Annotated in this window: 31 protein-coding genes; 2 read left to right on the top strand and 29 right to left on the bottom strand. The window is 61.3% G+C overall.

Features of this window, described 5'->3' with window-relative positions:
- Positions 1 to 4: 4 nt before the first annotated feature.
- From EZJ19_RS15845 to EZJ19_RS07735, 21 genes are all read right to left on the bottom strand, one after another.
- The gene (locus EZJ19_RS15845) at positions 5 to 172 is read right to left on the bottom strand and encodes a hypothetical protein (RefSeq protein WP_165873512.1); all 168 of its coding nucleotides are present in this window, start codon (positions 170 to 172) and stop codon (positions 5 to 7) included.
- 75 nt (positions 173 to 247) lie between these two features.
- Positions 248 to 442 (bottom strand): type II toxin-antitoxin system HicA family toxin, encoded by a 195-nt coding sequence (locus tag EZJ19_RS07830; protein WP_131446336.1) that lies wholly within the window; start codon positions 440 to 442, stop codon positions 248 to 250.
- 9 nt (positions 443 to 451) lie between these two features.
- On the bottom strand, positions 452 to 706 hold the full coding sequence (locus tag EZJ19_RS07825; protein WP_206199366.1) for a DUF1902 domain-containing protein: 255 nt from the start codon (positions 704 to 706) through the stop codon (positions 452 to 454).
- 159 nt (positions 707 to 865) lie between these two features.
- Positions 866 to 1,072, bottom strand: coding sequence for a hypothetical protein (locus EZJ19_RS07820; protein ID WP_131446334.1), 207 nt, complete (start codon positions 1,070 to 1,072; stop codon positions 866 to 868).
- Between the two features lie 10 nt (positions 1,073 to 1,082).
- On the bottom strand, positions 1,083 to 1,310 hold the full coding sequence (locus tag EZJ19_RS07815) for a hypothetical protein (RefSeq protein WP_131446332.1): 228 nt from the start codon (positions 1,308 to 1,310) through the stop codon (positions 1,083 to 1,085).
- A gap of 64 nt (positions 1,311 to 1,374) precedes the next feature.
- Positions 1,375 to 1,701: a hypothetical protein gene (locus tag EZJ19_RS16335; protein ID WP_240754701.1), complete on the bottom strand. Its 327-nt coding sequence runs from the start codon at positions 1,699 to 1,701 to the stop codon at positions 1,375 to 1,377.
- Positions 1,702 to 2,166: 465 nt separating this feature from the next.
- Complete coding sequence (locus tag EZJ19_RS07805; RefSeq protein WP_131446328.1) at positions 2,167 to 2,382, bottom strand: hypothetical protein; 216 nt, start codon at positions 2,380 to 2,382, stop codon at positions 2,167 to 2,169.
- Positions 2,372 to 3,028 carry a hypothetical protein gene (locus EZJ19_RS07800; protein WP_131446327.1) on the bottom strand — a complete coding sequence of 219 codons (657 nt, stop codon included), beginning with the start codon at positions 3,026 to 3,028 and terminating at the stop codon, positions 2,372 to 2,374. Before EZJ19_RS07800 ends, EZJ19_RS07805 begins: the two co-directional genes overlap by 11 nt.
- A gap of 130 nt (positions 3,029 to 3,158) precedes the next feature.
- Positions 3,159 to 3,380: a hypothetical protein gene (locus tag EZJ19_RS07795; protein WP_131446325.1), complete on the bottom strand. Its 222-nt coding sequence runs from the start codon at positions 3,378 to 3,380 to the stop codon at positions 3,159 to 3,161.
- A gap of 119 nt (positions 3,381 to 3,499) precedes the next feature.
- A complete protein-coding gene (locus tag EZJ19_RS07790) occupies positions 3,500 to 3,685 on the bottom strand; it encodes a hypothetical protein (RefSeq protein WP_131446323.1) in 186 nt (61 codons plus the stop codon).
- 238 nt (positions 3,686 to 3,923) lie between these two features.
- On the bottom strand, positions 3,924 to 4,145 hold the full coding sequence (locus EZJ19_RS07785; protein ID WP_131446321.1) for a hypothetical protein: 222 nt from the start codon (positions 4,143 to 4,145) through the stop codon (positions 3,924 to 3,926).
- A 98-nt stretch (positions 4,146 to 4,243) separates the two neighbouring features.
- A complete protein-coding gene (locus tag EZJ19_RS07780) occupies positions 4,244 to 4,648 on the bottom strand; it encodes a hypothetical protein (RefSeq protein WP_131446319.1) in 405 nt (134 codons plus the stop codon).
- A gap of 441 nt (positions 4,649 to 5,089) precedes the next feature.
- On the bottom strand, positions 5,090 to 5,638 hold the full coding sequence (locus tag EZJ19_RS07775) for a DUF3275 family protein (protein ID WP_131446317.1): 549 nt from the start codon (positions 5,636 to 5,638) through the stop codon (positions 5,090 to 5,092).
- A 459-nt stretch (positions 5,639 to 6,097) separates the two neighbouring features.
- Positions 6,098 to 6,559: a DUF3577 domain-containing protein gene (locus tag EZJ19_RS07770; protein ID WP_131446315.1), complete on the bottom strand. Its 462-nt coding sequence runs from the start codon at positions 6,557 to 6,559 to the stop codon at positions 6,098 to 6,100.
- 118 nt (positions 6,560 to 6,677) lie between these two features.
- On the bottom strand, positions 6,678 to 6,932 hold the full coding sequence (locus tag EZJ19_RS07765; protein WP_131446313.1) for a hypothetical protein: 255 nt from the start codon (positions 6,930 to 6,932) through the stop codon (positions 6,678 to 6,680).
- A 202-nt stretch (positions 6,933 to 7,134) separates the two neighbouring features.
- The gene (locus EZJ19_RS07760) at positions 7,135 to 7,539 is read right to left on the bottom strand and encodes a hypothetical protein (RefSeq protein WP_131446311.1); all 405 of its coding nucleotides are present in this window, start codon (positions 7,537 to 7,539) and stop codon (positions 7,135 to 7,137) included.
- Between the two features lie 108 nt (positions 7,540 to 7,647).
- On the bottom strand, positions 7,648 to 7,860 hold the full coding sequence (locus tag EZJ19_RS07755; protein ID WP_131446309.1) for a hypothetical protein: 213 nt from the start codon (positions 7,858 to 7,860) through the stop codon (positions 7,648 to 7,650).
- A 14-nt stretch (positions 7,861 to 7,874) separates the two neighbouring features.
- Positions 7,875 to 8,414 carry a hypothetical protein gene (locus tag EZJ19_RS16045; RefSeq protein WP_206199365.1) on the bottom strand — a complete coding sequence of 180 codons (540 nt, stop codon included), beginning with the start codon at positions 8,412 to 8,414 and terminating at the stop codon, positions 7,875 to 7,877.
- Positions 8,415 to 8,436: 22 nt separating this feature from the next.
- Positions 8,437 to 8,661: a hypothetical protein gene (locus EZJ19_RS07745; protein WP_131446307.1), complete on the bottom strand. Its 225-nt coding sequence runs from the start codon at positions 8,659 to 8,661 to the stop codon at positions 8,437 to 8,439.
- Positions 8,662 to 8,673: 12 nt separating this feature from the next.
- Positions 8,674 to 9,075 (bottom strand): single-stranded DNA-binding protein, encoded by a 402-nt coding sequence (gene ssb, locus EZJ19_RS07740; RefSeq protein WP_131446305.1) that lies wholly within the window; start codon positions 9,073 to 9,075, stop codon positions 8,674 to 8,676.
- Positions 9,076 to 9,115: 40 nt separating this feature from the next.
- Positions 9,116 to 9,541 (bottom strand): hypothetical protein, encoded by a 426-nt coding sequence (locus EZJ19_RS07735; RefSeq protein WP_131446303.1) that lies wholly within the window; start codon positions 9,539 to 9,541, stop codon positions 9,116 to 9,118.
- 156 nt (positions 9,542 to 9,697) lie between these two features.
- On the opposite strand from EZJ19_RS07735, the gene EZJ19_RS07730 reads away from it, so the two are divergent.
- A complete protein-coding gene (locus EZJ19_RS07730) occupies positions 9,698 to 9,928 on the top strand; it encodes a hypothetical protein (protein ID WP_131446301.1) in 231 nt (76 codons plus the stop codon).
- On the opposite strand, the gene EZJ19_RS07725 is transcribed toward EZJ19_RS07730, so the two are convergent.
- From EZJ19_RS07725 to EZJ19_RS07690, 8 genes are all read right to left on the bottom strand, one after another.
- Positions 9,906 to 10,262 (bottom strand): hypothetical protein, encoded by a 357-nt coding sequence (locus EZJ19_RS07725; RefSeq protein ID WP_131446299.1) that lies wholly within the window; start codon positions 10,260 to 10,262, stop codon positions 9,906 to 9,908. The two genes, EZJ19_RS07730 and EZJ19_RS07725, sit on opposite strands and share 23 nt — an antisense overlap.
- A 145-nt stretch (positions 10,263 to 10,407) precedes the next feature.
- A complete protein-coding gene (locus tag EZJ19_RS07720) occupies positions 10,408 to 11,364 on the bottom strand; it encodes a PFL_4669 family integrating conjugative element protein (RefSeq protein WP_131446297.1) in 957 nt (318 codons plus the stop codon).
- A gap of 845 nt (positions 11,365 to 12,209) precedes the next feature.
- Positions 12,210 to 13,760: a hypothetical protein gene (locus EZJ19_RS07715; protein ID WP_131446295.1), complete on the bottom strand. Its 1,551-nt coding sequence runs from the start codon at positions 13,758 to 13,760 to the stop codon at positions 12,210 to 12,212.
- Between the two features lie 45 nt (positions 13,761 to 13,805).
- Positions 13,806 to 14,291 (bottom strand): hypothetical protein, encoded by a 486-nt coding sequence (locus EZJ19_RS07710; protein ID WP_131446293.1) that lies wholly within the window; start codon positions 14,289 to 14,291, stop codon positions 13,806 to 13,808.
- Between the two features lie 3 nt (positions 14,292 to 14,294).
- Complete coding sequence (locus tag EZJ19_RS07705; protein WP_131446291.1) at positions 14,295 to 14,732, bottom strand: hypothetical protein; 438 nt, start codon at positions 14,730 to 14,732, stop codon at positions 14,295 to 14,297.
- On the bottom strand, positions 14,729 to 15,343 hold the full coding sequence (locus EZJ19_RS07700; RefSeq protein ID WP_131446289.1) for an STY4526/YPO1902 family pathogenicity island replication protein: 615 nt from the start codon (positions 15,341 to 15,343) through the stop codon (positions 14,729 to 14,731). Before EZJ19_RS07700 ends, EZJ19_RS07705 begins: the two co-directional genes overlap by 4 nt.
- Entirely contained in the window at positions 15,340 to 16,944 is a 1,605-nt protein-coding gene (locus EZJ19_RS07695; protein ID WP_131446287.1) for a hypothetical protein, read from the bottom strand. The genes EZJ19_RS07700 and EZJ19_RS07695 overlap by 4 nt, the downstream gene beginning before the upstream one ends.
- Positions 16,944 to 17,798: a ParA family protein gene (locus EZJ19_RS07690; RefSeq protein WP_131446285.1), complete on the bottom strand. Its 855-nt coding sequence runs from the start codon at positions 17,796 to 17,798 to the stop codon at positions 16,944 to 16,946. The genes EZJ19_RS07695 and EZJ19_RS07690 overlap by 1 nt, the downstream gene beginning before the upstream one ends.
- A gap of 217 nt (positions 17,799 to 18,015) precedes the next feature.
- Here EZJ19_RS07690 and trxB point away from each other — a divergent pair, with 217 nt between their 5' ends.
- Entirely contained in the window at positions 18,016 to 18,966 is a 951-nt protein-coding gene (trxB, locus tag EZJ19_RS07685) for a thioredoxin-disulfide reductase (protein WP_131446283.1), read from the top strand.
- Positions 18,967 to 19,008 lie beyond the last annotated feature (42 nt).

The raw sequence follows: 19,008 nt of genomic DNA, 5'->3' as shown, positions 1-19,008 counted from the left end.
CTCCTCAGATCAGACCGAGCAGGGACAGCCAGCTATCCGGATGGTCCGGCTCGACGCAATCGCCTTCCGGCGTTTCGCAAACCGAATCGAGGATCCACTCCTCGATCTGCTCCAGACTGGGGACTTCGTAGGAAGTCCCGTTGAACATGATGCGTGGGGGCAATTTGAACATGATGCGCTCCATAGGAATGTGGAGACACCATGCCCCTCGCGGGGAACGATATCCCCACGGGGTAAGAAACAACGGTTAAAAGGCCTTGTTCAGGCCGGCTTGTTTGAGCACGCCGTTGGCGGTGTGCCGGGAAAGGATGGTTCCGTCGACCGGGAAGTGCCGACCGGAAATCGGGCTGTACCAGATTTCATGATCGCCTTTCCCCTGCCTGACCAGGTAACAGCCCTGCTCCAGGAGCATGGCCTTGAGCCTAGCGGTAAAGCCTTTCATGTCGAGCCCTCAGGCTGCGAGGGCGATCTGGTCGTCGACGATCAGCTGATAGTTGGCCACCAGGCCTTCGACAGCCACATGGTTCAACTCGATCAGTTCCGGAACCAGAACCTTGAGCTTGGCATGCAAATCCTCCAGCGACGGCGACTCGGTGCAAAGACCGGGAAGATCATCGCTTTCGGCGACCCAGACGTGGACGTCTGGATCCCATCGGGCTTGGATGTGAAACATACACAAAATGCTATCGGCAAGTCTCTTGAACATGGATACCTCCACTATAGCGGAGACACCACGGCCCTTCCGGGGAGGTGTCCCCGAAAGGGTTGCAAAAGGATGAAGTCCCGAGCCTCGCGGCTGCGCTCGTTCCAGGGACTGACGAGCTTCAAGTTACGCATGCAGTCTAGGGCTTTTCCCGGGAGGTTTCTAGCCCTGCTGCATCGCATGGTCATAGAGCGCCTGGGCGCCAGCCTTGCGGGACCGGTGGTGCCCCAACGGCGCACCGTTGGGGGCCTCCGCCACCCACCGCCCTGCTTGGCCAAGCAGCAGACCGAGCCTGGCGCCGACCAGGCCATGATGCCGGACCTCATAGCGACCGTGCCCGATCTTCACGATGTGGAACTTGTCTTGCATGATTTCTCCTTCAAACGATGTAACTCGGCAAAGGCTGATCGGGGTTGATCGGCCCTGACAGCAACTCTCCGCTGTCTTGGTCGTAGACCTCGACCCAGTAACCGCTTCGGTGATAACGATGCGTCTGCTCGCAGGCCTTCGGCCGAGTCGGGCAGATCTCGTAATCCGCCAAGTTGCCCTTGGCATGTCCCTCGCGGGCTGCGGGATCGGACGTGCTTGCTTCAACGATGAATGGCATGGAAATTTACTCCGTACATACGACGACGCCGGGCACTGTCAATGCCGGCGTAAGTGGTTGAAATTCAGACAGCCTTGCGCTGCTCGATGACCCTGGCCAGGACGCGCGGTGGAACCCGATAGAAGCGGCCCTGGTACTCGCCGGTCAGGCGCCGGCCGCGCTTTTCGACGATCCTGACCTGGGGGATGGCGAATCCTTCCAGGATCAGGACATCGCCGACGTCGACCTTGCGATTGCGGGCAGCGTGCCAGGCGCGCACCTGGCCACGCCAGTCCGCGTTGGCCACCGGCACCATGTCCAGGTAGGACAAGGGACAGGTGTAGTAGTAGGGCCCCATGCTTTCGCACAGGTCCTTGTAGCCCCAGCCGTGCTTCTTGCCGCCCGGCGCCAACAGGTCGCAACCGATGTACCGGTAAGGCGGCCTGTAGGCCCTGGGGGGCTCTGGTGGGCCCGGGATGACCTCCCAGACCGTCCAGAGCACGTTCCCCACCGTGGCGTGCCTCAAACACTCCCAGCGCGTCCCGTCAGCCTGAGTGGCCGACCGGATGCGCTTCGCGAGGACTTCGGACCGGCTGCTGTCAAAAGAGATTGTCCATCCCATGAGTGATGACCTCCTTGCTGTGCCGAAGGTCGTGCACCCTACGGGGTGGTGACACCCCGGCGGGTTGAGATTGCCCCCCATCCGGGGGAGATGCGATGAAGCCCCAGGCCTGGCGGCCGTGCTCGTTTCAGGGGCTGACGAGCCGTGACAGATTCCGTCTGTCGGCGTTTGTTACCTGGTTGGCGCGTGGCCTTTCCAGGGCCGTGAAAAACGCGGCCCTGGAAAGGCCCCTCAACGAGGGGCCGGGTTAATCAATCAACCGATCCGAATCACGCTATCGACTGCCCAGGCACTGGCAGGCCTGTCCGGGAAGCTGGTGCGTATCAGTTCACGCTTCGCCCTCTCGGGTGCGGCGTTTTCGTTCGGCGCGTACACGTCGACGTAACCCTCATAGCGCTCCCAGATGCCGGGTACGCTATGCATCCGGACGCGATACTTGCCGTAGTGGTCACAGCCATATTCATCGGACATTGCCCGCCTCCACCTTCCAGATTGCATCAACAAACTGTGGATCAAGGGCCACCTGGTGCGAAATGACGGCAGCGGTTTCCTCGCCACCACCGCTCTGTGGGACGATCACCGCGCCATCGGCCGTGTCTCGCATGTCATAGTCGACCACGACAAGCTCCACGGGCAGGTCCGACGAGACGCCCTGGACCAACCCGCCATCGACGCCAACCACGACCCGAGGCCTTGTGGGTATGGCGGGATTAGGCGGTGTGCCACCCAGGGCGGACATGGCCAGGTTGTAGGCTTCGGTCAGGGCCCGATCAACGTCATCGGGCGGCACGTCGGCCTGTTCTCGCAACCTCATTGCGGCGACCAGGCTCCGACAGGCCGCCACGGCGCTTGCCTCTCGCCGCTTCTGCAAGACGCTCGCGTCCGGTGCGGGCCAAATCTCGACGGTGGCCACCACGACAAACTCGAGACCGCTGTCCTCTTCCTCAAAGTCGTCGTAGAGGAGGGGCATCTCCTGAGTGTCATCCCAGATCGTGCCCGCCTCGAAAGCGGCCTGAGCGATCCCTGTCGCCTCCTCGTCGTCGGTCGACGGAATGCCGACCTGGACCCGGTGCCGATAGGGGAGGGTGTACTCCACAATGCGCAACTGTCTTCCCATGATGTGCTCCTGAAGATGCGGAGCACCGTCCCGCGGGACGGTTGCCCCGCAGGGTGATAAGAAATGCGCCTTAGATCATTCCCCGGGAAAGGGTCTGACTGCCGGCAATGATGAGTGCATACAGCGCACGTCAGCCGTGCGAGTTGAGATGCGTCTCGACCTGGCCGAGCACCCACACACCGGTGCGCTTCCAGGCCTGCCCGCTCAGTAGGTCCGTATCGGGGATTTGAACCGCCGGATCGGCCACCTGCTCGGCGTACCGGCGCAAGGCTTCGAGCACGAAGGCCTGCACCAGTGCTCCGGTGGGGCAGAAGTTCATGATGCGGTCGATGAATTCAGAGTTGGTTTCCATGATGTCCTCCAGGGAAATGGCAGGGACACCGGGCCCTGCAGGGCCCAGGTGTTCCCTGCAGGGTGGGATAGCCCGTGAATCTGGCTTCGGGCTTGCAAACGACAATTTCGGGCGGCGGGTTAGGCCGGCGTCCAGGTGCCCTCCGCGGAAGCCTTGGAGGCCTCCGCAAAGGTGCCGTAGAACTCATCGGATACCCGCAGGCATTCCTGGTAGTCCTCGTCGTATGCCGCGATGAAAAATCCTCGTCCGAGGGCGAGGCCGATGATGTGCTCCGGGGTTTCCGAGATCACACATTCCGTTGTCATGGTTTGCGCTCCAGGTGAAACGGAGACGCTGGCCCCGATGCGGGGACAGACATCCCCGCGGGGTTGATGAAGATGGGATCCCAGGCCTGGCGGCCTTGCTCGTTCCAGGGACTGACGAGCCTCGATCCTTGACGGGGATCGGGCGGGCCGTAACGACGGCCGGCGTTGGTACGCGGCGTGGGCTTTCTTCAGGATGGCCCTCAAGAAAACCCCCAGGGCAGTCTGCCCTGGGTGTCGGTCAAATGTCGTAGCCTTCCAGCTGGGTCCAGCAGCCGGTGGCCAGCGCGTGTTCGGCGCTATCCCTGTCCGGGAAATACTCGGCCGATTCGCGGCTGTACGGTCCATCCGTGGGATGGATGGTCCCGATGAAGAAGCCAGAGTTGCTTTGGCACACTTGGAGAGGAAGGTCGACCTTCAGGTATCGCTTGGCCAGCAGGCCAATTTGTTGTCCGGTTTGCATGAATTACCTCCTGCTTTATCGATTTGGCATAGGGCCAACCCTCGTCGGGCCGGCGCTATGCAGAGGATTATAGAAACGAGCCGCGGGTGTTCTCGCGGTCAATGATGAAACAGCGGACGGTTGACCGGCCGCCGGCGGCGTGCGATCGCCGCCAAGTCGCGCACGGCCCGGAACGGCAGGCGGACGCAGCGGTAGAAGAAATACCCCGCAGCACCCAGGTATTCCGATACGGTCCTGACCACAGCCCGGTTGGCTTGCTTGGCGCGTGTCGCCTCGCTTGCGAACGAGTCGCTCAAGACCAGCTTCGCCCGCAGGTACAGGCCGGGCTGCTTGAGCTTCTCGGTGGGCGCATGATCGAAAAAGCTGACGATCATGCGTGCCACCACAGGCTCGTCGACGCGCGCAACCAGTGTGTCCCAGTGCTGCTGTTCGGCGGCCCGCTGGCCACCCTTGGCGGCACGGGATTGTTCCAGTCGCTGTTGGAAGGACGTGATGTTGCTCATGTGGATCTCCTTGATGAGAAACCCGACACGGAATTCGACCCCCATGCGGGAAGGCGATCCCGCGTGGGCAGTGGGTGAAGGGCCGTGGCCCCGGTTGATTTAGCCGCGCACCTTGCGGTGCGTACTGTTCCAGCGGCAGCAGTACATTGGTGGCCACAAGGGCCGGGTGAACCTCGGCATCCTTGAGCGGGCTCGGCAAACCGGCTCAAGGATGCCCAAGGTGGGCGGGATGACATTCACATCGTGGGCAGTTGCGATCGCGTCTCCACACGGCGCCGGCGGCGCCGTCGCGTCCGATAGGGGAGACCAGGACGCGCAGTTAAGGGTCACGGTTCGGGGTAACCGCAAACCTGGATTCAATCGCCGCTGGATGGGCTCATCCCGCAGGCCTCTGCGAGGCCTCCCGGATGAACCCGCCAGAGCGGGTTCTGTAAGTTCACATCACGCAGCAGGCAGCTCCCACATTTGCTTGCTGGCATCGAACCGGTAGCCATGCGCCTTCAGGGCATCACGCTGGGCACGGAACAAGCCACGGTCCACGGTGGGATCGAGCTTGACCGGCTTGCCGGCATTGATGAGATCTTGAGTCTCGGCATCGAATAGCGAGGGCTCGGCATCCGATGCCTCCTGGTTCTCCACAACAGCCGATTGGGGCTCCGGCTGGGGTGTGACCGCCTCGTCGGCGGGATCGGGTTCCACAGCCTCCGGAAGCGCCTCGACATCCGGCGTTTCCTCGGGCTGGTTGTCGACGTGGATCGCCGACAGCTTGGCTCGGACCTCGACCCAGACCTTGCCGCGCCAGGTGTAGCTGGACGGATAAATCTCGTCGATGACGAAAGCGCCGACATATTCGCCGGCGGGGTACTGGTCAAGGATGGCATCCTTGACCTTGAAGGTTCCGATGTCGGTGATGAGATCGCCGACGCAGAAGCTTCCGGAACGGCCTTTGACCTCCTTGATGCTGAGCGTGCCTTGAAGTTGGACGGGCATGATGCCTCCTGGTTGAGAGTCCAGCCAGAAGGCCCCTCTCCCGGTGGGAGCGCAGGCACTCCCAGGCGGGACAGGTTGAGTAAGCTGAGCCATCGGGGAGATGGCGGGTAAGGTGGGGATTCCACCGGCCACAGTCCACGAATGGACTGGAGCCGATGGCAGGGTGGATCTAGTGCCTGTCTTCCGGACAAGGTCACGGCCTGGGGCCGTTGCAGGGAGAGCGCGACAGGGAGTCGCTACAATGGCGTTGTCGGGACTGTGAAGGCCCTATACAGCCGGCTCCGGTTGATTGAGACTTAACCCAGCCTTTCGGCCGCGAAGTTTCAGGGCTGACTTCGCATTCGGGTGAGCGTTTTTCTCTCGAAACGCACAAAACGAGGGGAATCGGTGGCCTCGGGTGGCTTGTTCCAACCCGGCGCGCCGGGCTCGAACAAGACCCCGAAGGGTCTCGGCTGCGGATTATGCAGCAAAGCGGTTCTGCTCGGCAAAATCGACCGGCATGCCATCGATCTTGGCGGAGCGGATCTGCAGGAGGCGGCCCTTGATGGACACGCCCGTTTGGCCGGCCTTGTCGCCGGATTTGTACTGGAAGGTTTCCGCGTAGATGTCGCCGATCTTGAACGACACGGTCACCTTCTTGTTCTGCTCCACGGCACTCAACAGGAACTGGACACGCTCCAGGGCCTCCGCGCCCTCGATCTTGCAATCGAAGTAGGTGGTTTCCGGATCGTTGATGTCCCCGTGCAGCGCGGCGATCGAGCAGGCCCAGAAGGAACCCTTCTTGACCTTGACCTCGCGGACACGGTTCAGATACCCGATCCCGGTGGTGTGCAGGTCGAGATGCGTTTTCGGCTGCTTCTCGGCTGCGGCCGGGGTGGTAGCCGTGGTGCTGACAGCGGTTTCGTTGGTAGCGGTGCTCATGGTGATCTCCTTGATGAAATAAAAAAGGGGAGACCACTGCCCGCGCTGGGGAGTTAAGCCTCCCCAGAGGGATGTGGGTCTTGCGACCCGAATGGAACCGGCGAACCGGCGACAGCGATTAGAAGAGTTGAACCAGGGTGGCCACGACGCCGACGGCAACCGTCAGCATGACACCGAGCCGGATGGTCAAATCCCGGCTCAGGACATCGAACTTGGCATTGATGCTGGCTTGCATCAAGGCGAGGTCGGTCTTGGTGGCCAATTGGTCGAACATTTCCTTTTCCAGGGCTTCCACGACTGCTCGGGCTTTGTCATGCGGTATGTTGACCGCTTCGAAAGCCTCGATGATCGAGAGTGCTGTTGCTGCTTGCATTAAGAACCTCCATACAGGGCACGGAGGCTGCCCGATGGGGGACAAGTCCCCGCACGGGTTGAGAAGGATGCTGCCTCGGCTCTTGCGAACCGGCGCGGTTACAAGGCTGACCGCGCTAAAGGGACCAGATGACGCACCGGTGGGCGAATCGCGTTACATGCGATCAAACGAGCCCGAAGGCCAGAGAAACGCTTTTATGCAATCAAATATCCGCGCGTCTGTCAAGCACTGCGTCGGTAGATGCCTCCTGCAGTTGAGCCCACATCATCGGCGAGCCGTCCACCGCGTACTCCAGGACGTGAACCCGCTCGAAATCATCCGAGAGGAAGGCTAGGTATTCCTCCAGGTCATCCACCTGGCACATGGTGCCGTCTGGCCACAGGCACCAGAGATCTTCGCTCGCAGGATGGCCATGGAGATGGTCGACCGGCACGGCGATCGCGCGATCGCCGGCCTGCCAGCGCGCAAGGTGCTCCGGACAGGCCGAGCAGACGCCGAGGCCTGCGCCATAGTCCACCTTCAGCCAGCTGCAGGGCTGGCCGGCCGCCTCGTCATAGCAGGCATGCAGATCATCGCAACCGCAACCTATACAAGTGGCCAGCATCATGCCGACCTCCTTTCATCGCGCCCTTTTGATGGGCAGCTTTCCAACTCATGACAGCACAATGAAATTACGCCGTTATCCACAGGGTTACCCACTAAAACGGTGGATAACTCAGGCGCCCGTCTTCGGCACGGCGCTCCAGACCACATCCACCAACTGGCCGGACTCGAACAACTGCACCCGTACCCCGTTGATCCGGCACACGGCCGTCACCCTGAAACGATCGAAGCACCCCACGGCCAGGCAGTGGCTGGCCTGGCTTTCCTGCACCAGGTCCATCACCATCGCGTTCAACTGGGATTGTTCCTGCACCAGTGAGAGCATGGTTACCTCCTGCATCATTCAAATTCAACGCTGCACATAGGCACGCTGTTCGTCTCTACGATTCGTGAGATTTCCACTATCTCTTCTATACGGACAACTCCTGAACGGGCCAGTTCGTGCGCAAATATATCCGCGAGTTCATTGGTGCGCGTGACATCGCTTGTAAACACAAGACGGAAACCATATCGACGCCCCAGCCTTAGGAAGACTTCAATATCTTCAGGGCCATCATCCCTCTCCTCGAAAGTACCATCCGCCCGGTGCCAGACCTGGCGGTTACCAACGTTGAATTCCTGATCCCAATACGCCTCCTGGAGCATCGAGGAAGGCACCTGGATGCCCAGCTGCTCCAGCTTCCTGCGGTAATACTCCAGGGGCTGCCGCCAGGCCTGCGGGTCATCCAGGTTGGAGTAGAGGTATTCGTCGTTCACCTCCTCCCCATCCTGCTCCAGTTCCACGACCAGGAAATACTGGCCAAGCGGCCGATCCCAGCCCAACAGCACTGTCACAGGCCGGCCGTCTGGGGTGGCGGTGTTGAAGTAGTGTTGGGTCATGTCCTATCGGCCACTGGCGAGATCAGTCGCCATCGAGTTTGAAAGGGATCCGCCAAGTCAGCTGGATCAAGAGTCCAACTGCCAAGCAGGCAAGACCGAGCATCCAAATCCCATCCTGGGCAAGAACCGCGGAGAACGTCCCTTCAGGCATGGGATCCTTTTCCTGAAGGGTTGACGCCATGGCCCAGGCGCCCAAGATCAAAATGCCCGTAGAGGAAAAGAGCATCAGCAAAAATCGCATCATCATTTGAGTCTCTCCTTATTCCTGGTTATCCGAGGCCTCGCCGGCGCCGGACTTCTCCTTGAAGGTCACCGATTCGATGCGCGAGAGGGCCAGGAAGACGTCGTCGATCACCAACCGGAATTCCGACTTCTCCTCGCCGGTGTCCTTGTCCGCCCAGCTTTCTTCCTTCAGACGGCCTTCCACGCGCACCCGGGCGCCTTTGCGCAGCAGTTTCGCGGTAGCCTCCGCCCGCCTGTCCCAGACCGAGCCAGTCAGCCAGAAACCGCCGCTCTGCTGTATCTCTCCCTTGGCATCGCGGCTGTACTCGTCGAAGAAGACCCGTAGTTCGCACACGGGGCGATCCTCGCCCTTGACGGCCACCATCTTGAGAACAGGCGCAGCCCCCAGATTGCCAGTACCACGGAATTCATTGCCCATAACACACTCCTATCAAGTAATTAGAAACGATAGACAACAGCTAATTCTCCACCGCGTAGAGGTCGCGCATCACCTGGCGCGCATGGCGCACCAGGCGTTCTCTTGCATTGAGCCAGCGGGCTGAGGCCTCGGTATCCCGATACCATCGGGCAGCCTCGGCCGGCAGCCGGTCCAACCTGGAGGCCAAGGCCTCGGCCGACAGAGCTTTCGCGCCAGCCTTCCAACGTAGCGCCACGGCGCCGGTGGCCCGGCGCTGCAGCGTCAGCTGCAGGCCCGTGCCGTTGTGTGCCCGGGTAACCTCAGCCAGCTGCATCATTTCCCGTTCGATCTCATCCAGTTGCTGGTTCAGGTCCATGACCATCCGGCCGCTGCGCTTCAACACCGTCTTGCCATCGAGTTGGCCTGTCCACAGCCCGACCAGCTCGGACAGGTCGTGCACCGCTCGGCTACCCTGCGCCATGTCCATCACCAGGGTCTCCAGCCAGGCCGGAATAGGGCGGTGGGAGTCCCCCCATGGCTAGAATGGATACCCGGAACGCGACCGTCCGTGGCTGCAACCACATCTGGACGGCGCAAACCGAGCCGAAAGCCATAAACCAACCGTTTTGAAAGGAGTCCCACCATGGAACCAAGTACCGAAACCAAGATCCTCGAATCCCTGAATTTCATCGCCGGTACGCTCGCACTCATGGCAGCAGATCTCCGTGCGTTACGTGCGGCACAACACGACCCCACGCAAGCCAACATGGAATCACTTAAGGATCTTGGCGATTGGCTTGCCCGTGCCGACGACATCGGAAAACGGATCGGCAAGGATTTCCTTAAGAGCATCAGCCCCGCCTCGCCAGGCTGATTTCGACACCCTCGACACCGAAGAACCGGATCACGGTCAAGCGCATCAACTTGCGGCGATCTTGAATTGCCCGGTCGATTGACCTTGTAAAAGCGGTAGAAAGTTCAGCGGTTCGCCTTTCGAGCGCCAGGACCCGGTCACGATCAGGTTGGCCGGCTTCATCTACTGCCAGTGTTTGCAGGTACTCATACCAGTCCCCGTAACTCATGGAGGCTCTTTGCTCCTCCCATGAGGCCGTTTCCGCATCCGGGACGGGCAAGGGAATCAGCCCCTCGACATATTCGATGACGGCCTTTGCCATGCCGAACAGTTCATCATCGGTCAACTCAGACATCTCCGTTCCTTACCTCAACGGACTCGGCCGCTCGCGCGCCCGCGCCCTTACCCTTAAGACCCTTTGAACTACCAGTCGGTAACCGCACCAACCCCGGTATCCAAAGCCTGAAAACCATCGCCTATCCCTTTCAAAACCAGACCCGCTACAGCAAATCCGCGGCCTCGGTATCCTCAGCCGTCCGCTCCCGCTTTGGTTCCCGCCGTAACGGCTTAGCATGTCTCGGCAACTTCGCCCGGCTAAGCACATCCTCCGGTAGCCCAGGCCAGATTTCGGCGAGTGCCTTGACACGATCTTGTATATCCCGCGTCTTCGGATGCCCGACATCCGCACGGGTAACGGCGGCGTAGGCGGGCACCTGGAGTACGTTCTGGTTGCGTAGTGCCCGATCGAAGAAAGCGCGGATTGGCCTCAGCCTGGCACTCAGGATTTCGCGTTCCTTATCCGCGCTGATCAGATTCCTGCCGGTCAAGGTCTTGACCACCCGCACATACATGTCGAAGTCCATGACCAGCTTGGAGAGCAGGAAACCGTATGGCGACCGGAAGCCTAGCGACACCTTGGCCGGATCCCGGCTGCGCAGAATGGACAGATGCATCCCACTCGCCGCCATGTCGTCAATCTGGGTGCGGGCCTCAGCCGTTGCCTTGGACAATTGCTGGATCAGGTCGTCTATCTCGAACTCGACCAGGATCAGCATCCAATCGGCATAGGGATTGTCCTGTCCAGACAACTGCCAGAGGTTGCGTAGGGCCGAGCCGACATTCTTGGCGCCCGGAATACGTGCGAGCTTGCCCTCCGGGTCCCGGCCCCGGCCGACGAACAGACGATACGCCTGCCGTGTATGCACCAGCATGTAATCGTCATCGGAGTCCAGCGAACCGATGGACAGGATCACCCTGGCCTCATCGCGGTTCACGCCCTTATCAGCACCCAGCTTGCCCGCATAGTCCCGCTTGGCTTGCTCCTGGGCATCCTCCCAGGCCAACAGCTGCTGGTAGAGCGGATGCAGGGGATGGTGCGTAGGGACATCCATATCCGCATCCAAGAACTCGGCGAGCTGTCGCCGAGCCTCCTCCGGTTCAAACTTCGGTTTAGCCATAACGTCATTCCTTACTCAATAACCGCATGCCATCGGCACAGAACAAACCGATGTACCATTTAACCGAGTGCATCCAGGCGGGGCGGCCAAGTCCATAAAGGTGACTACCTGCCACGGTCGCTGCACCACCAGGTAGTCGCGGATCGAACTTGCAGCACCCTTTGCTCACCATGGCCTGTTGAGAAGGCTGTGACGAGCCACCGGCTGACTTCTCGCCGGCAAGTAGAAGCGCCCCCCGCAATCCGGATTGCGGGCGTTGATGCGGTGTTCCGCATCCGATCCGTCTTCGGCCGGGCCTGACCGCCCCGCCTGGATGCACTCAATTCAAACCTCCTTCCCGGACTGTCCAGAGTCTGGACACCCTGCCGTCGCTTCCCTGGCTGTCCAACCCTTGGACACCTGCCGTCGCTTCCCGGACTGTCCAGAGTCTGGACACCCTGCCGTCGCTTCCCGGACTGTCCAGAGTCTGGACACCCTGCCGTCGCTTCCCTGGCTGTCCAACCCTTGGACACCTGCCGTCGCTTCCCAGCCTGTCCAGTAGCTGGACACCCGCCGTCGCTTCCCAGCCTGTCCAGTAGCTGGACACCCTGCCGTCGCTTCCCGGACTGTCCAGAGTCTGGACACCCTGCCGTCGCTTCCCTGGCTGTCCAACCCTTGGACACCTGCCGTCGCTTCCCAGCCTGTCCAGTAGCTGGACACCCGCCGTCGCTTCCCAGCCTGTCCAGTAGCTGGACACCCGCCGTCGCTTCCCAGCCTGTCCAGTAGCTGGACACCCGCCGTCGCTTCCCAGCCTGTCCAACCCCTGGACACCCTGCCGTCGCTTCCCAGCCTGTCCAACCCTTTGCTCATGTTGGCCTCCGTTGGCCCATGCGTTGAGCCATGAAGGCCCGCAAGGTCGCTAAGCCCGCCTGGCGCTTGCGGGCCTCCTCTTCAGTGCGTGTGATCGCTCCCGGGGCGTCGGCAGTTCTCAGCTGGCGAGCTTGTTCCTTGAGCCAGGCGTCGCGCTGATTGCTCGCCAGCTGAGAGTCTTCGGCTTCACGCTGCTGGCGAGCTTGTTCCCTCAAGGCAACAGTCGGTACGAACCGGCCGGTCTTGACTTCCTTCACCAGGGTGTTGATGTAGCCCAGTGGCGATTCGATGCTCCGCTTGCGGGACTGTCCAGCCAGTTCATACAGAAGCAACTGGGCTTGTTCCGGCACGTCGGCCAAGACCTTGATGGCCCAGGACCGCTCCTCGGGCCGCAAGGTTCTCGGCCAGACCAAATTATCGGACCAACTCCCCCCAGAAGCGTTGCTGGCCTCACCGGGCTTGGAGATCGTGGAGGGGGTAGGGGGAGGAGGTGTTTGTGTTGTATTCCCTATACCTGTAGTCATAGAGATATAGAGATTTTCCGATTTCCGCCCATCTGATTTTCCGGTTTCCGCCCATCTTGTTGGCTCGTTTCCGGAAATCCAGTTGGTACGATTTCGGAAATCCAGTTGGTACGTTTCCGGAAAATCAGTTTGCAGGTTTCCTGCATTCATGTTTGCAGGATTCCCGCAAACTAGTTTGCAGGTTTCCTGCAAACTGGATGGTGCGTTTCCGGAAAATTGGTCAACCATGCGGGTTCCAGCCTGGTTGTCGGGCTGGCGCAGCTCCGCATTGGTTGCGTCAGGTCGGCTGTTGCCAGCCGAGAGGAGGCCGATCAGGTGATCCAGCCTGAGCTGCCATTCGACCTTGGGTGGCATGCCCGAGCGTCGTTCGTCGAGCAGGGCCGACTGGCGCAAGTGCAGCCTGGCGCCGTCCAGTTCGTGGCGGCTCAGGCCGGTTTGATGGCGTAGGGCGTCGAACCGGTATGTCTGCCATCCTGACAAAATCTCTCCGGTCCGGATGCGGCCGCGCTCGTGTCCCAGGAGGTGGGAGAGCAACACCGCCGAGGTGGCGGCGCCGGTGATGTCTGACAGCGGCCGATAGAAGAGGAGGGCGCGCCCGAGCAGTTGCAGGATCGCCCGTTCATTGCGCCAGTCCCACGTGGTGTACAGCTTGGGCTCCAGGAGGCGTCCCAGCGTATCCAGGTCAACTCGATACCATACCTTGGCCGGCATGCCGACCCGCTTCTCTTGCCAGAGCCCAAGCTCCTTCAGGATGACCCTTGACCTATCCTGCTCTCGTCTGGACAGCCCGCATTCATTGCGCCAGTCCTCGCGCGTCTTCCAGAACCAACCCAGTCTGGCCGGCTCGGTCATTGCCAGCCGCTTCGTCCAATAGATTGCCTGGGATAGCATCAATCCGGCTGTGACCCGACCGGTTAGCTGCACCAGTCGCGGATGATAGGCGACACACCGTTGCCCCAGCAGCAGGGTGATCTCGTGGATCTGATCCAGGCGCCGCTTGGAACGGGAGGAGCTCCCTGTCATGGTGTCAGGCGGCCCTTTCTGCTTTGCTTGTCGTGGGAGACATTGCTACGCGATCTCCGGCTCGCCGAAAAACCGGCGATAGATGTCCGGATCCTGTTCGAGCCAATTCTTGGCTTCGTTCTCGCTGATTGGCTGCACAGCCAACCCAAATGGATACCCTGTCCCATTGTCTGTCTGGAAACTCAGCTTGAACCATTGACCAACTCTAGTCCTACAAAGCTGCTCAAGTATTAGTGGGCCTGGACGGTCAAGTTTATCCACCCGCCTCGTGGCGATCGCTACGGATTCGGTGCCGACAAATCGACGACCTCCAACCACGCAATCCAACATTGGGAGAGCGGCATTTATGGCCTGCAGATTGCGAGCAGATGACCTTAGATCGTAGAGACGGATGATGGCAAAGGCTGTAATCAAGAAGCCGACTGCAACTCCAAACCCTCCGAGGTAATCAATTAGAGCTACCGAGACAGGCAATGCCGCGAAAGCGGCTAACCAGGCGGCTAACCATTTGAGGGCTTTGATGGCTTCCATGTTCTAACCTCCGGCCCCAGCAGAGTAGTCAATTTGCTCTAACCCCTCGTATTTCCTGGCTGCCTGGGATTGCAGCAGTTCCACCAGCCTGGCGACGTCGACGCGGATCTCCAGGCGAGCAGGCATGCCGACCCGGCGCTCCTCGATCAGGCCGCGGTCGCGCAGAGCGCGTCGAGCAGTTTCTTGTTCAGTCCTCGACAAGCAGGTGGCCTCGCGCCATTGTTCGGTGCTTAGGCGCAGCCAGCCATCGGAATCCGGCGGCAGCTGCGACGCCTCGTGACAGGCGCAGGACAGGAAGAGGGCGGCCGTGACCCCACCGCCGAGTTCCACGAAGGAGCGGTGAAAGGACACCGGCTCGTCGTACAGTTCCAGCAGGACGCTCGGGGACAACATGCGTTGCCCCTGGAGCGGCTTTAGGTTGTGGCCGTTGAGCTTCTTCATGAGGCGATCTCCTTGATGGCGGCCCACAAGGTGGCCACATGGATGTTCGGGTAGCTGTCTACCAACTGGTGGAAGCGCTGAGCCAGGTCATCACTGCCCCGCGTGCGATTCCAGGACCGGCGCACCTCCTCGGCCAGGTGACCGTCGAGCTTCGGGGTGCGGCCGCGGCGAGTTGCCGGGCCGGCAACGCCGCGCAGGCGGCGGTACTCCATCTCATTGATCCCGAACAACTCCAGCATCGCGGCGGCCGGCGCGCCACGCCGGATGAACCACATAGTCTCTTCCTGCTCGGCGTGGATCCTGCGCAGGCGATTGATGGCCAGGTGGAGCATGGGCTCGTCAACGCAGATCGAACAGAAGGCCGGCCGCTGCTCGGCCAGACGCAACAACTCGTGCGTAGGAATTTGCCGGAGCAAGTTCAGGGTGGATGGGCTGAGATGGGCCTCGAGGTGTTCCAAGTCGGCCACGTCGGCGCGATCGGCGATGTGCTGCAAGATGGACGCCACGTACTGGCTGTCGTAAATCGGGATGCCGGGCAAGCGGCTATCTGCACTGTCGCCGCGCCGGCGCAGGTGAAGGTGAATGTTGGGTAAGCGGTGGTGGGGATTCATTGTCCACCTCCGAAACGTCCGGGGGCCTGCGCGCGCAGGTCGCGAAGCGCCCGTACCAGGTCCATCCAGACCGACACCGAATCGATCTCTGTCGCCAGTCGCTTGCCCAGCGTCAGGGGGTCAATGGGCATTCCCAGGATGGTGTCCATATAGTGCTGGAGTGCGTATTCGTCACGGCCGTTCTCCTGGCGCTGGGCCTGGCGCCAGGTCGAGTCGGCGGGCAACAATTCGGACCAAGTGTCGTCCAGCTGGTCGGACAGCATGGCCAGCATCCACCAGCCATGGTAGCGGTCGGCGCCGAACTCGTTCAGCTCGATCGGCTCGTCGCGCTCCGGCACCTCCATGTAGAAGCCACACGGCCAGGTGTCCATGAGGTGCAAACAATCCGCCACTTCGGACATCCGGGCGAAGCGGGTGGCCAGCTCCTGCACGGCCGCCAGCGGATCGACGTCGACCGGGTGGGCCGGCGACGCCCGTGTCCTGGGCGGCTTGGCCACGGCCGGATCGCCGGCGGGGCTCTCCGGATCGTCTTCGGGGGAAGATGCAGGGGCAGGGGAGGCCGGTTTGCTGGCGGAGGAGGGGGCCGACGGCTTCATCTGTAGCCTGGCCTGCGCCACCAGGCCCGCGACATCCTCGCCGGTGAACCGCTGGCAGAGGTCGCGCGCCAAGCGCACGAATTCGACCGCCTCGCCGAGCTTGAGGGCTACGGCTTGGTCGATCTGGTCGATGATCTTGGCCGGATCCAGTTCGCCGGTAGCGAGCCAGGATTGCTCGGCACTCCGCAGTACCTGGTCGCGCAGGTCTGGCCAGAAATCGGCCTGCAGGGTGTGCTTGAGGAGGCGCTCGAAGGCGTTGAAGGCCGGTTGCCATGCGATGGTATTGTTGATTGTCAGGCGCCTACAGGCGCTTCCAAGACCATTGAGGTTGTTGACAGCAAAAATGTAGTAACTAAGAGTGGTCTTGCTGACCGGCAGGCCGCTCTGCCGAAGCCGGACCTCCAGCGCCCGCGCGGACAGGGTGGTACTCTGGGCCTCCTCGGCCAGCTGCTTGAAGGTGACGGCGTAGGCCTGCGCCTTGTCCCAGAAGATGGTGTCCGCGCGCAACTCGTTTTCCGCGCAGTGGTCGGCGAAGGTGGCAAGTTCCGACACCCAGGGCACATAGGTGGCCAGGGTGTACTGGAAGGCCGGATCCCCGGTTTCCTCGAACAACTCCTGCAGGATGCGCAGCCGGGTGTTGCCGCCCTTGCCGACCATGTACTTGGTAGTGCCTGGCCGCCGCGTGACGACGAGCGGACTGTTGAGCCGCTTCAGGGTTCTGATCGAATCCTTGATGTCGTCGTAGCGTTCGTTCTCCGCTTTCCGTGGGTTGAGGTCATACGGGATGATATCCATCACGGGAATCTGGATTTGCGTTTCGCTGTCCGCGTTCAACTGATGCTGGTTGTCGGGTACCACCACGTTCAGCGACTGTCGCATCAGCGCGACATCGGCCTCATCCATGGATTTGGTGCCGGCGGGTTGAGCGTTCTGCTTCATCTTCCGGCGACGCGCCAGCTCTTCGATGCTGACGGAGGCGGGGAGGCGATCTTTGCCGGTGGCCATCACTCACCCCCGTCTTCTGAGTATCCGCCGGCGTAGACGCCGCGCAAGGAGGGGATCATCTCCCAGACCAGCTCATGCATGGTATCGAAGGGAGATACCCGGTCACGGCGCTTGAGACGGTGCACGGGGAGTTGCGCCGTCGCCGCCTCGTTGTAGGCGACCGAGGCCGGGATAATGGTCTCGGCCACGGTGACCAGCCCCTTCATGTCCAGGTAGCTGGTCCGGATCTCGTCGGTGATCTGGCGGGCATCGTTGGTATGCCCGACCCGGTTGAGCACCGCGGTCAACGGCCCCGGCGAGATGCCCAGGGCCTGGGCCTCATCGAGTTTCTGGAGCAATTCGATGGTGCCGACCCGGAACTCCCGCGCACTGGGCGTTTCGGGCATGATCGGCGAGATCAGGCGGTGAGCGGCCAATGCCGCTGTGTAGAGCAACGGCCCCTGGGCGCCCGGGGTATCCACGAACACCAAGTCGTAGTGGTCCTCGATCATGGGTGAGCGCAGTGCGCGTCGCAGGATCATAGGCGCATCGATACGGCCTTGGATGAACTGTTCCAGGTCGGTGGTTTCGATGCCTGCGAACTTCCGCCGTGGGGCATCGCATACGATGATGTCCAGGCGGTCCCACATGGTGGGCGTGATCGCGGTTTCGGCGACGCGGCCGTTCAGGATGACCGAGGTCAGACCGTCTCGGGGATCGCTCCGGAGTTGGAAATACTTGGTCAGGGATGCCTGGATGTCGGCATCGACCATGAGGACGCGCAAACCCATGTCCGCGGTGAGCGCACTGAGATTGGCGGTTAGGGTCGTTTTCCCGATCCCGCCTTTTGTTCCTACGACACTAAAAATGACCACATGAACCCCCTAAAGCTTGTTGCCATCGGCGTTAACCCTTGGGAGTTGTCGTCACCATCCAGCTTTCGTGCCACATCGCTTCACCACCTTAGCAAGTCGTCTAATGTATATTATGTTAAATTATCAAAGCGGGTCTGCCAGTCCGGGTTGAGTTGCTAAAATAACGCCCCATATCGAACACGTTGCCCTACCACCACAACCCCAAGTCGGAGCAAATATGTCTACCAAGCACAGCCCCCTGTTGATCCTCGGTTCCGGCCCCGCCGGCTACACGGCCGCCGTCTACGCCGCACGGGCGAACCTGAAGCCGGTCATGATCACCGGCCTGCAGCAAGGTGGCCAGCTGATGACCACCACCGAGGTCGACAACTGGCCGGCCGATGTCAACGGCGTCATGGGGCCGGACCTGATGACCCGCTTCCAGCAGCATGCCGAGCGCTTCGGCACCGAGATCATCTTCGACCATATCCACACCGCCAAGCTGACCGAACGTCCGTTCACGCTGGTCGGCGATTCCGGCAGCTATACCTGCGACGCCCTCATCATCGCCACCGGCGCCTCGGCCATGTACCTCGGCCTGGACTCGGAACAGAAGTTCATGGGCCGCGGGGTCTCCGGCTGTGCGACCTGCGACGGGTTCTTCTACAAGAACCAGGAAGTCGCGGTGATCGGCGGCGGCAACACCGCGGTCGAGGAAGCGATCTATCTGGCCAATATCGCCGCCAAGGTGACCCTGGTGCATCGCCGCGACAGCTTCAAGGCCGAGAAGATCATGGTCGATCACCTCATGGAGAAGGTTAAGGAAGGCAAGATCGTTCTTGAATTGAATAGTGTTCTGGATGAAGTCTTGGGCGACAACAGCGGCGTCACCGGGATGCGCCTGAAGAATGCCCAGAGCGGCGCCAGCAAGGACGTCACCGTCGCCGGCATCTTCGTCGCGATCGGCCACAAGCCGAATACCGACCTGTTCACCGGCCAACTGGAGCTCGATCACGGCTACATCGTCACCCAGGGTGGCCGCCACGGTAACGCGCAGCAGACCAGCATCCCCGGGATCTTCGCCGCCGGTGACGTTCAGGACATGATGTACAAGCAGGCCATCACCAGCGCGGCGTCCGGCTGCCAGGCCGCCCTGGACGCCGAGCGTTACCTTGACAGCCAGAAGTAGGATGGTCGCGTAACACCATGAAAACCGGAGGGAAGCCCCCTC

Origin of the sequence: Parasulfuritortus cantonensis (assembly GCF_004337445.1) — a bacterium.
In the GTDB taxonomy this organism is placed as follows: Bacteria; Pseudomonadota; Gammaproteobacteria; order Burkholderiales; family Thiobacillaceae; genus Parasulfuritortus; species Parasulfuritortus cantonensis.
The sequence above is the reverse complement of the archived record's forward strand: the minus strand, read 5'-3'. Positions and strand labels throughout refer to the sequence as shown.

Bases quoted from the DNA above. Each gene is read 5' to 3' on its own strand.
- EZJ19_RS07755 (WP_131446309.1), bottom strand. From the start codon at position 7,860: ATGCTCTCACTGGTGCAGGAACAATCCCAGTTGAACGCGATGGTGATG.
- trxB (WP_131446283.1), top strand. From the start codon at position 18,016: ATGTCTACCAAGCACAGCCCCCTGTTGATCCTCGGTTCCGGCCCCGCC.
- EZJ19_RS07745 (WP_131446307.1), bottom strand. From the start codon at position 8,661: ATGATGATGCGATTTTTGCTGATGCTCTTTTCCTCTACGGGCATTTTG.
- EZJ19_RS07710 (WP_131446293.1), bottom strand. From the start codon at position 14,291: ATGGAAGCCATCAAAGCCCTCAAATGGTTAGCCGCCTGGTTAGCCGCT.
- EZJ19_RS07720 (WP_131446297.1), bottom strand. From the start codon at position 11,364: ATGGCTAAACCGAAGTTTGAACCGGAGGAGGCTCGGCGACAGCTCGCC.
- EZJ19_RS07805 (WP_131446328.1), bottom strand. From the start codon at position 2,382: ATGTCCGATGAATATGGCTGTGACCACTACGGCAAGTATCGCGTCCGG.
- EZJ19_RS07725 (WP_131446299.1), bottom strand. From the start codon at position 10,262: ATGTCTGAGTTGACCGATGATGAACTGTTCGGCATGGCAAAGGCCGTC.
- EZJ19_RS07760 (WP_131446311.1), bottom strand. From the start codon at position 7,539: ATGATGCTGGCCACTTGTATAGGTTGCGGTTGCGATGATCTGCATGCC.
- EZJ19_RS07790 (WP_131446323.1), bottom strand. From the start codon at position 3,685: ATGACAACGGAATGTGTGATCTCGGAAACCCCGGAGCACATCATCGGC.
- EZJ19_RS07775 (WP_131446317.1), bottom strand. From the start codon at position 5,638: ATGCCCGTCCAACTTCAAGGCACGCTCAGCATCAAGGAGGTCAAAGGC.
- ssb (WP_131446305.1), bottom strand. From the start codon at position 9,075: ATGGGCAATGAATTCCGTGGTACTGGCAATCTGGGGGCTGCGCCTGTT.
- EZJ19_RS16045 (WP_206199365.1), bottom strand. From the start codon at position 8,414: ATGACCCAACACTACTTCAACACCGCCACCCCAGACGGCCGGCCTGTG.
- EZJ19_RS07780 (WP_131446319.1), bottom strand. From the start codon at position 4,648: ATGAGCAACATCACGTCCTTCCAACAGCGACTGGAACAATCCCGTGCC.
- EZJ19_RS07770 (WP_131446315.1), bottom strand. From the start codon at position 6,559: ATGAGCACCGCTACCAACGAAACCGCTGTCAGCACCACGGCTACCACC.
- EZJ19_RS07785 (WP_131446321.1), bottom strand. From the start codon at position 4,145: ATGCAAACCGGACAACAAATTGGCCTGCTGGCCAAGCGATACCTGAAG.
- EZJ19_RS07825 (WP_206199366.1), bottom strand. From the start codon at position 706: ATGTTCAAGAGACTTGCCGATAGCATTTTGTGTATGTTTCACATCCAA.
- EZJ19_RS07705 (WP_131446291.1), bottom strand. From the start codon at position 14,732: ATGAAGAAGCTCAACGGCCACAACCTAAAGCCGCTCCAGGGGCAACGC.
- EZJ19_RS07830 (WP_131446336.1), bottom strand. From the start codon at position 442: ATGAAAGGCTTTACCGCTAGGCTCAAGGCCATGCTCCTGGAGCAGGGC.
- EZJ19_RS07700 (WP_131446289.1), bottom strand. From the start codon at position 15,343: ATGAATCCCCACCACCGCTTACCCAACATTCACCTTCACCTGCGCCGG.
- EZJ19_RS07730 (WP_131446301.1), top strand. From the start codon at position 9,698: ATGGAACCAAGTACCGAAACCAAGATCCTCGAATCCCTGAATTTCATC.
- EZJ19_RS07800 (WP_131446327.1), bottom strand. From the start codon at position 3,028: ATGGGAAGACAGTTGCGCATTGTGGAGTACACCCTCCCCTATCGGCAC.
- EZJ19_RS07695 (WP_131446287.1), bottom strand. From the start codon at position 16,944: ATGGCCACCGGCAAAGATCGCCTCCCCGCCTCCGTCAGCATCGAAGAG.
- EZJ19_RS07715 (WP_131446295.1), bottom strand. From the start codon at position 13,760: ATGACAGGGAGCTCCTCCCGTTCCAAGCGGCGCCTGGATCAGATCCAC.
- EZJ19_RS07820 (WP_131446334.1), bottom strand. From the start codon at position 1,072: ATGCAAGACAAGTTCCACATCGTGAAGATCGGGCACGGTCGCTATGAG.
- EZJ19_RS07765 (WP_131446313.1), bottom strand. From the start codon at position 6,932: ATGCAAGCAGCAACAGCACTCTCGATCATCGAGGCTTTCGAAGCGGTC.
- EZJ19_RS07815 (WP_131446332.1), bottom strand. From the start codon at position 1,310: ATGCCATTCATCGTTGAAGCAAGCACGTCCGATCCCGCAGCCCGCGAG.
- EZJ19_RS07735 (WP_131446303.1), bottom strand. From the start codon at position 9,541: ATGGACATGGCGCAGGGTAGCCGAGCGGTGCACGACCTGTCCGAGCTG.
- EZJ19_RS07795 (WP_131446325.1), bottom strand. From the start codon at position 3,380: ATGGAAACCAACTCTGAATTCATCGACCGCATCATGAACTTCTGCCCC.
- EZJ19_RS15845 (WP_165873512.1), bottom strand. From the start codon at position 172: ATGTTCAAATTGCCCCCACGCATCATGTTCAACGGGACTTCCTACGAA.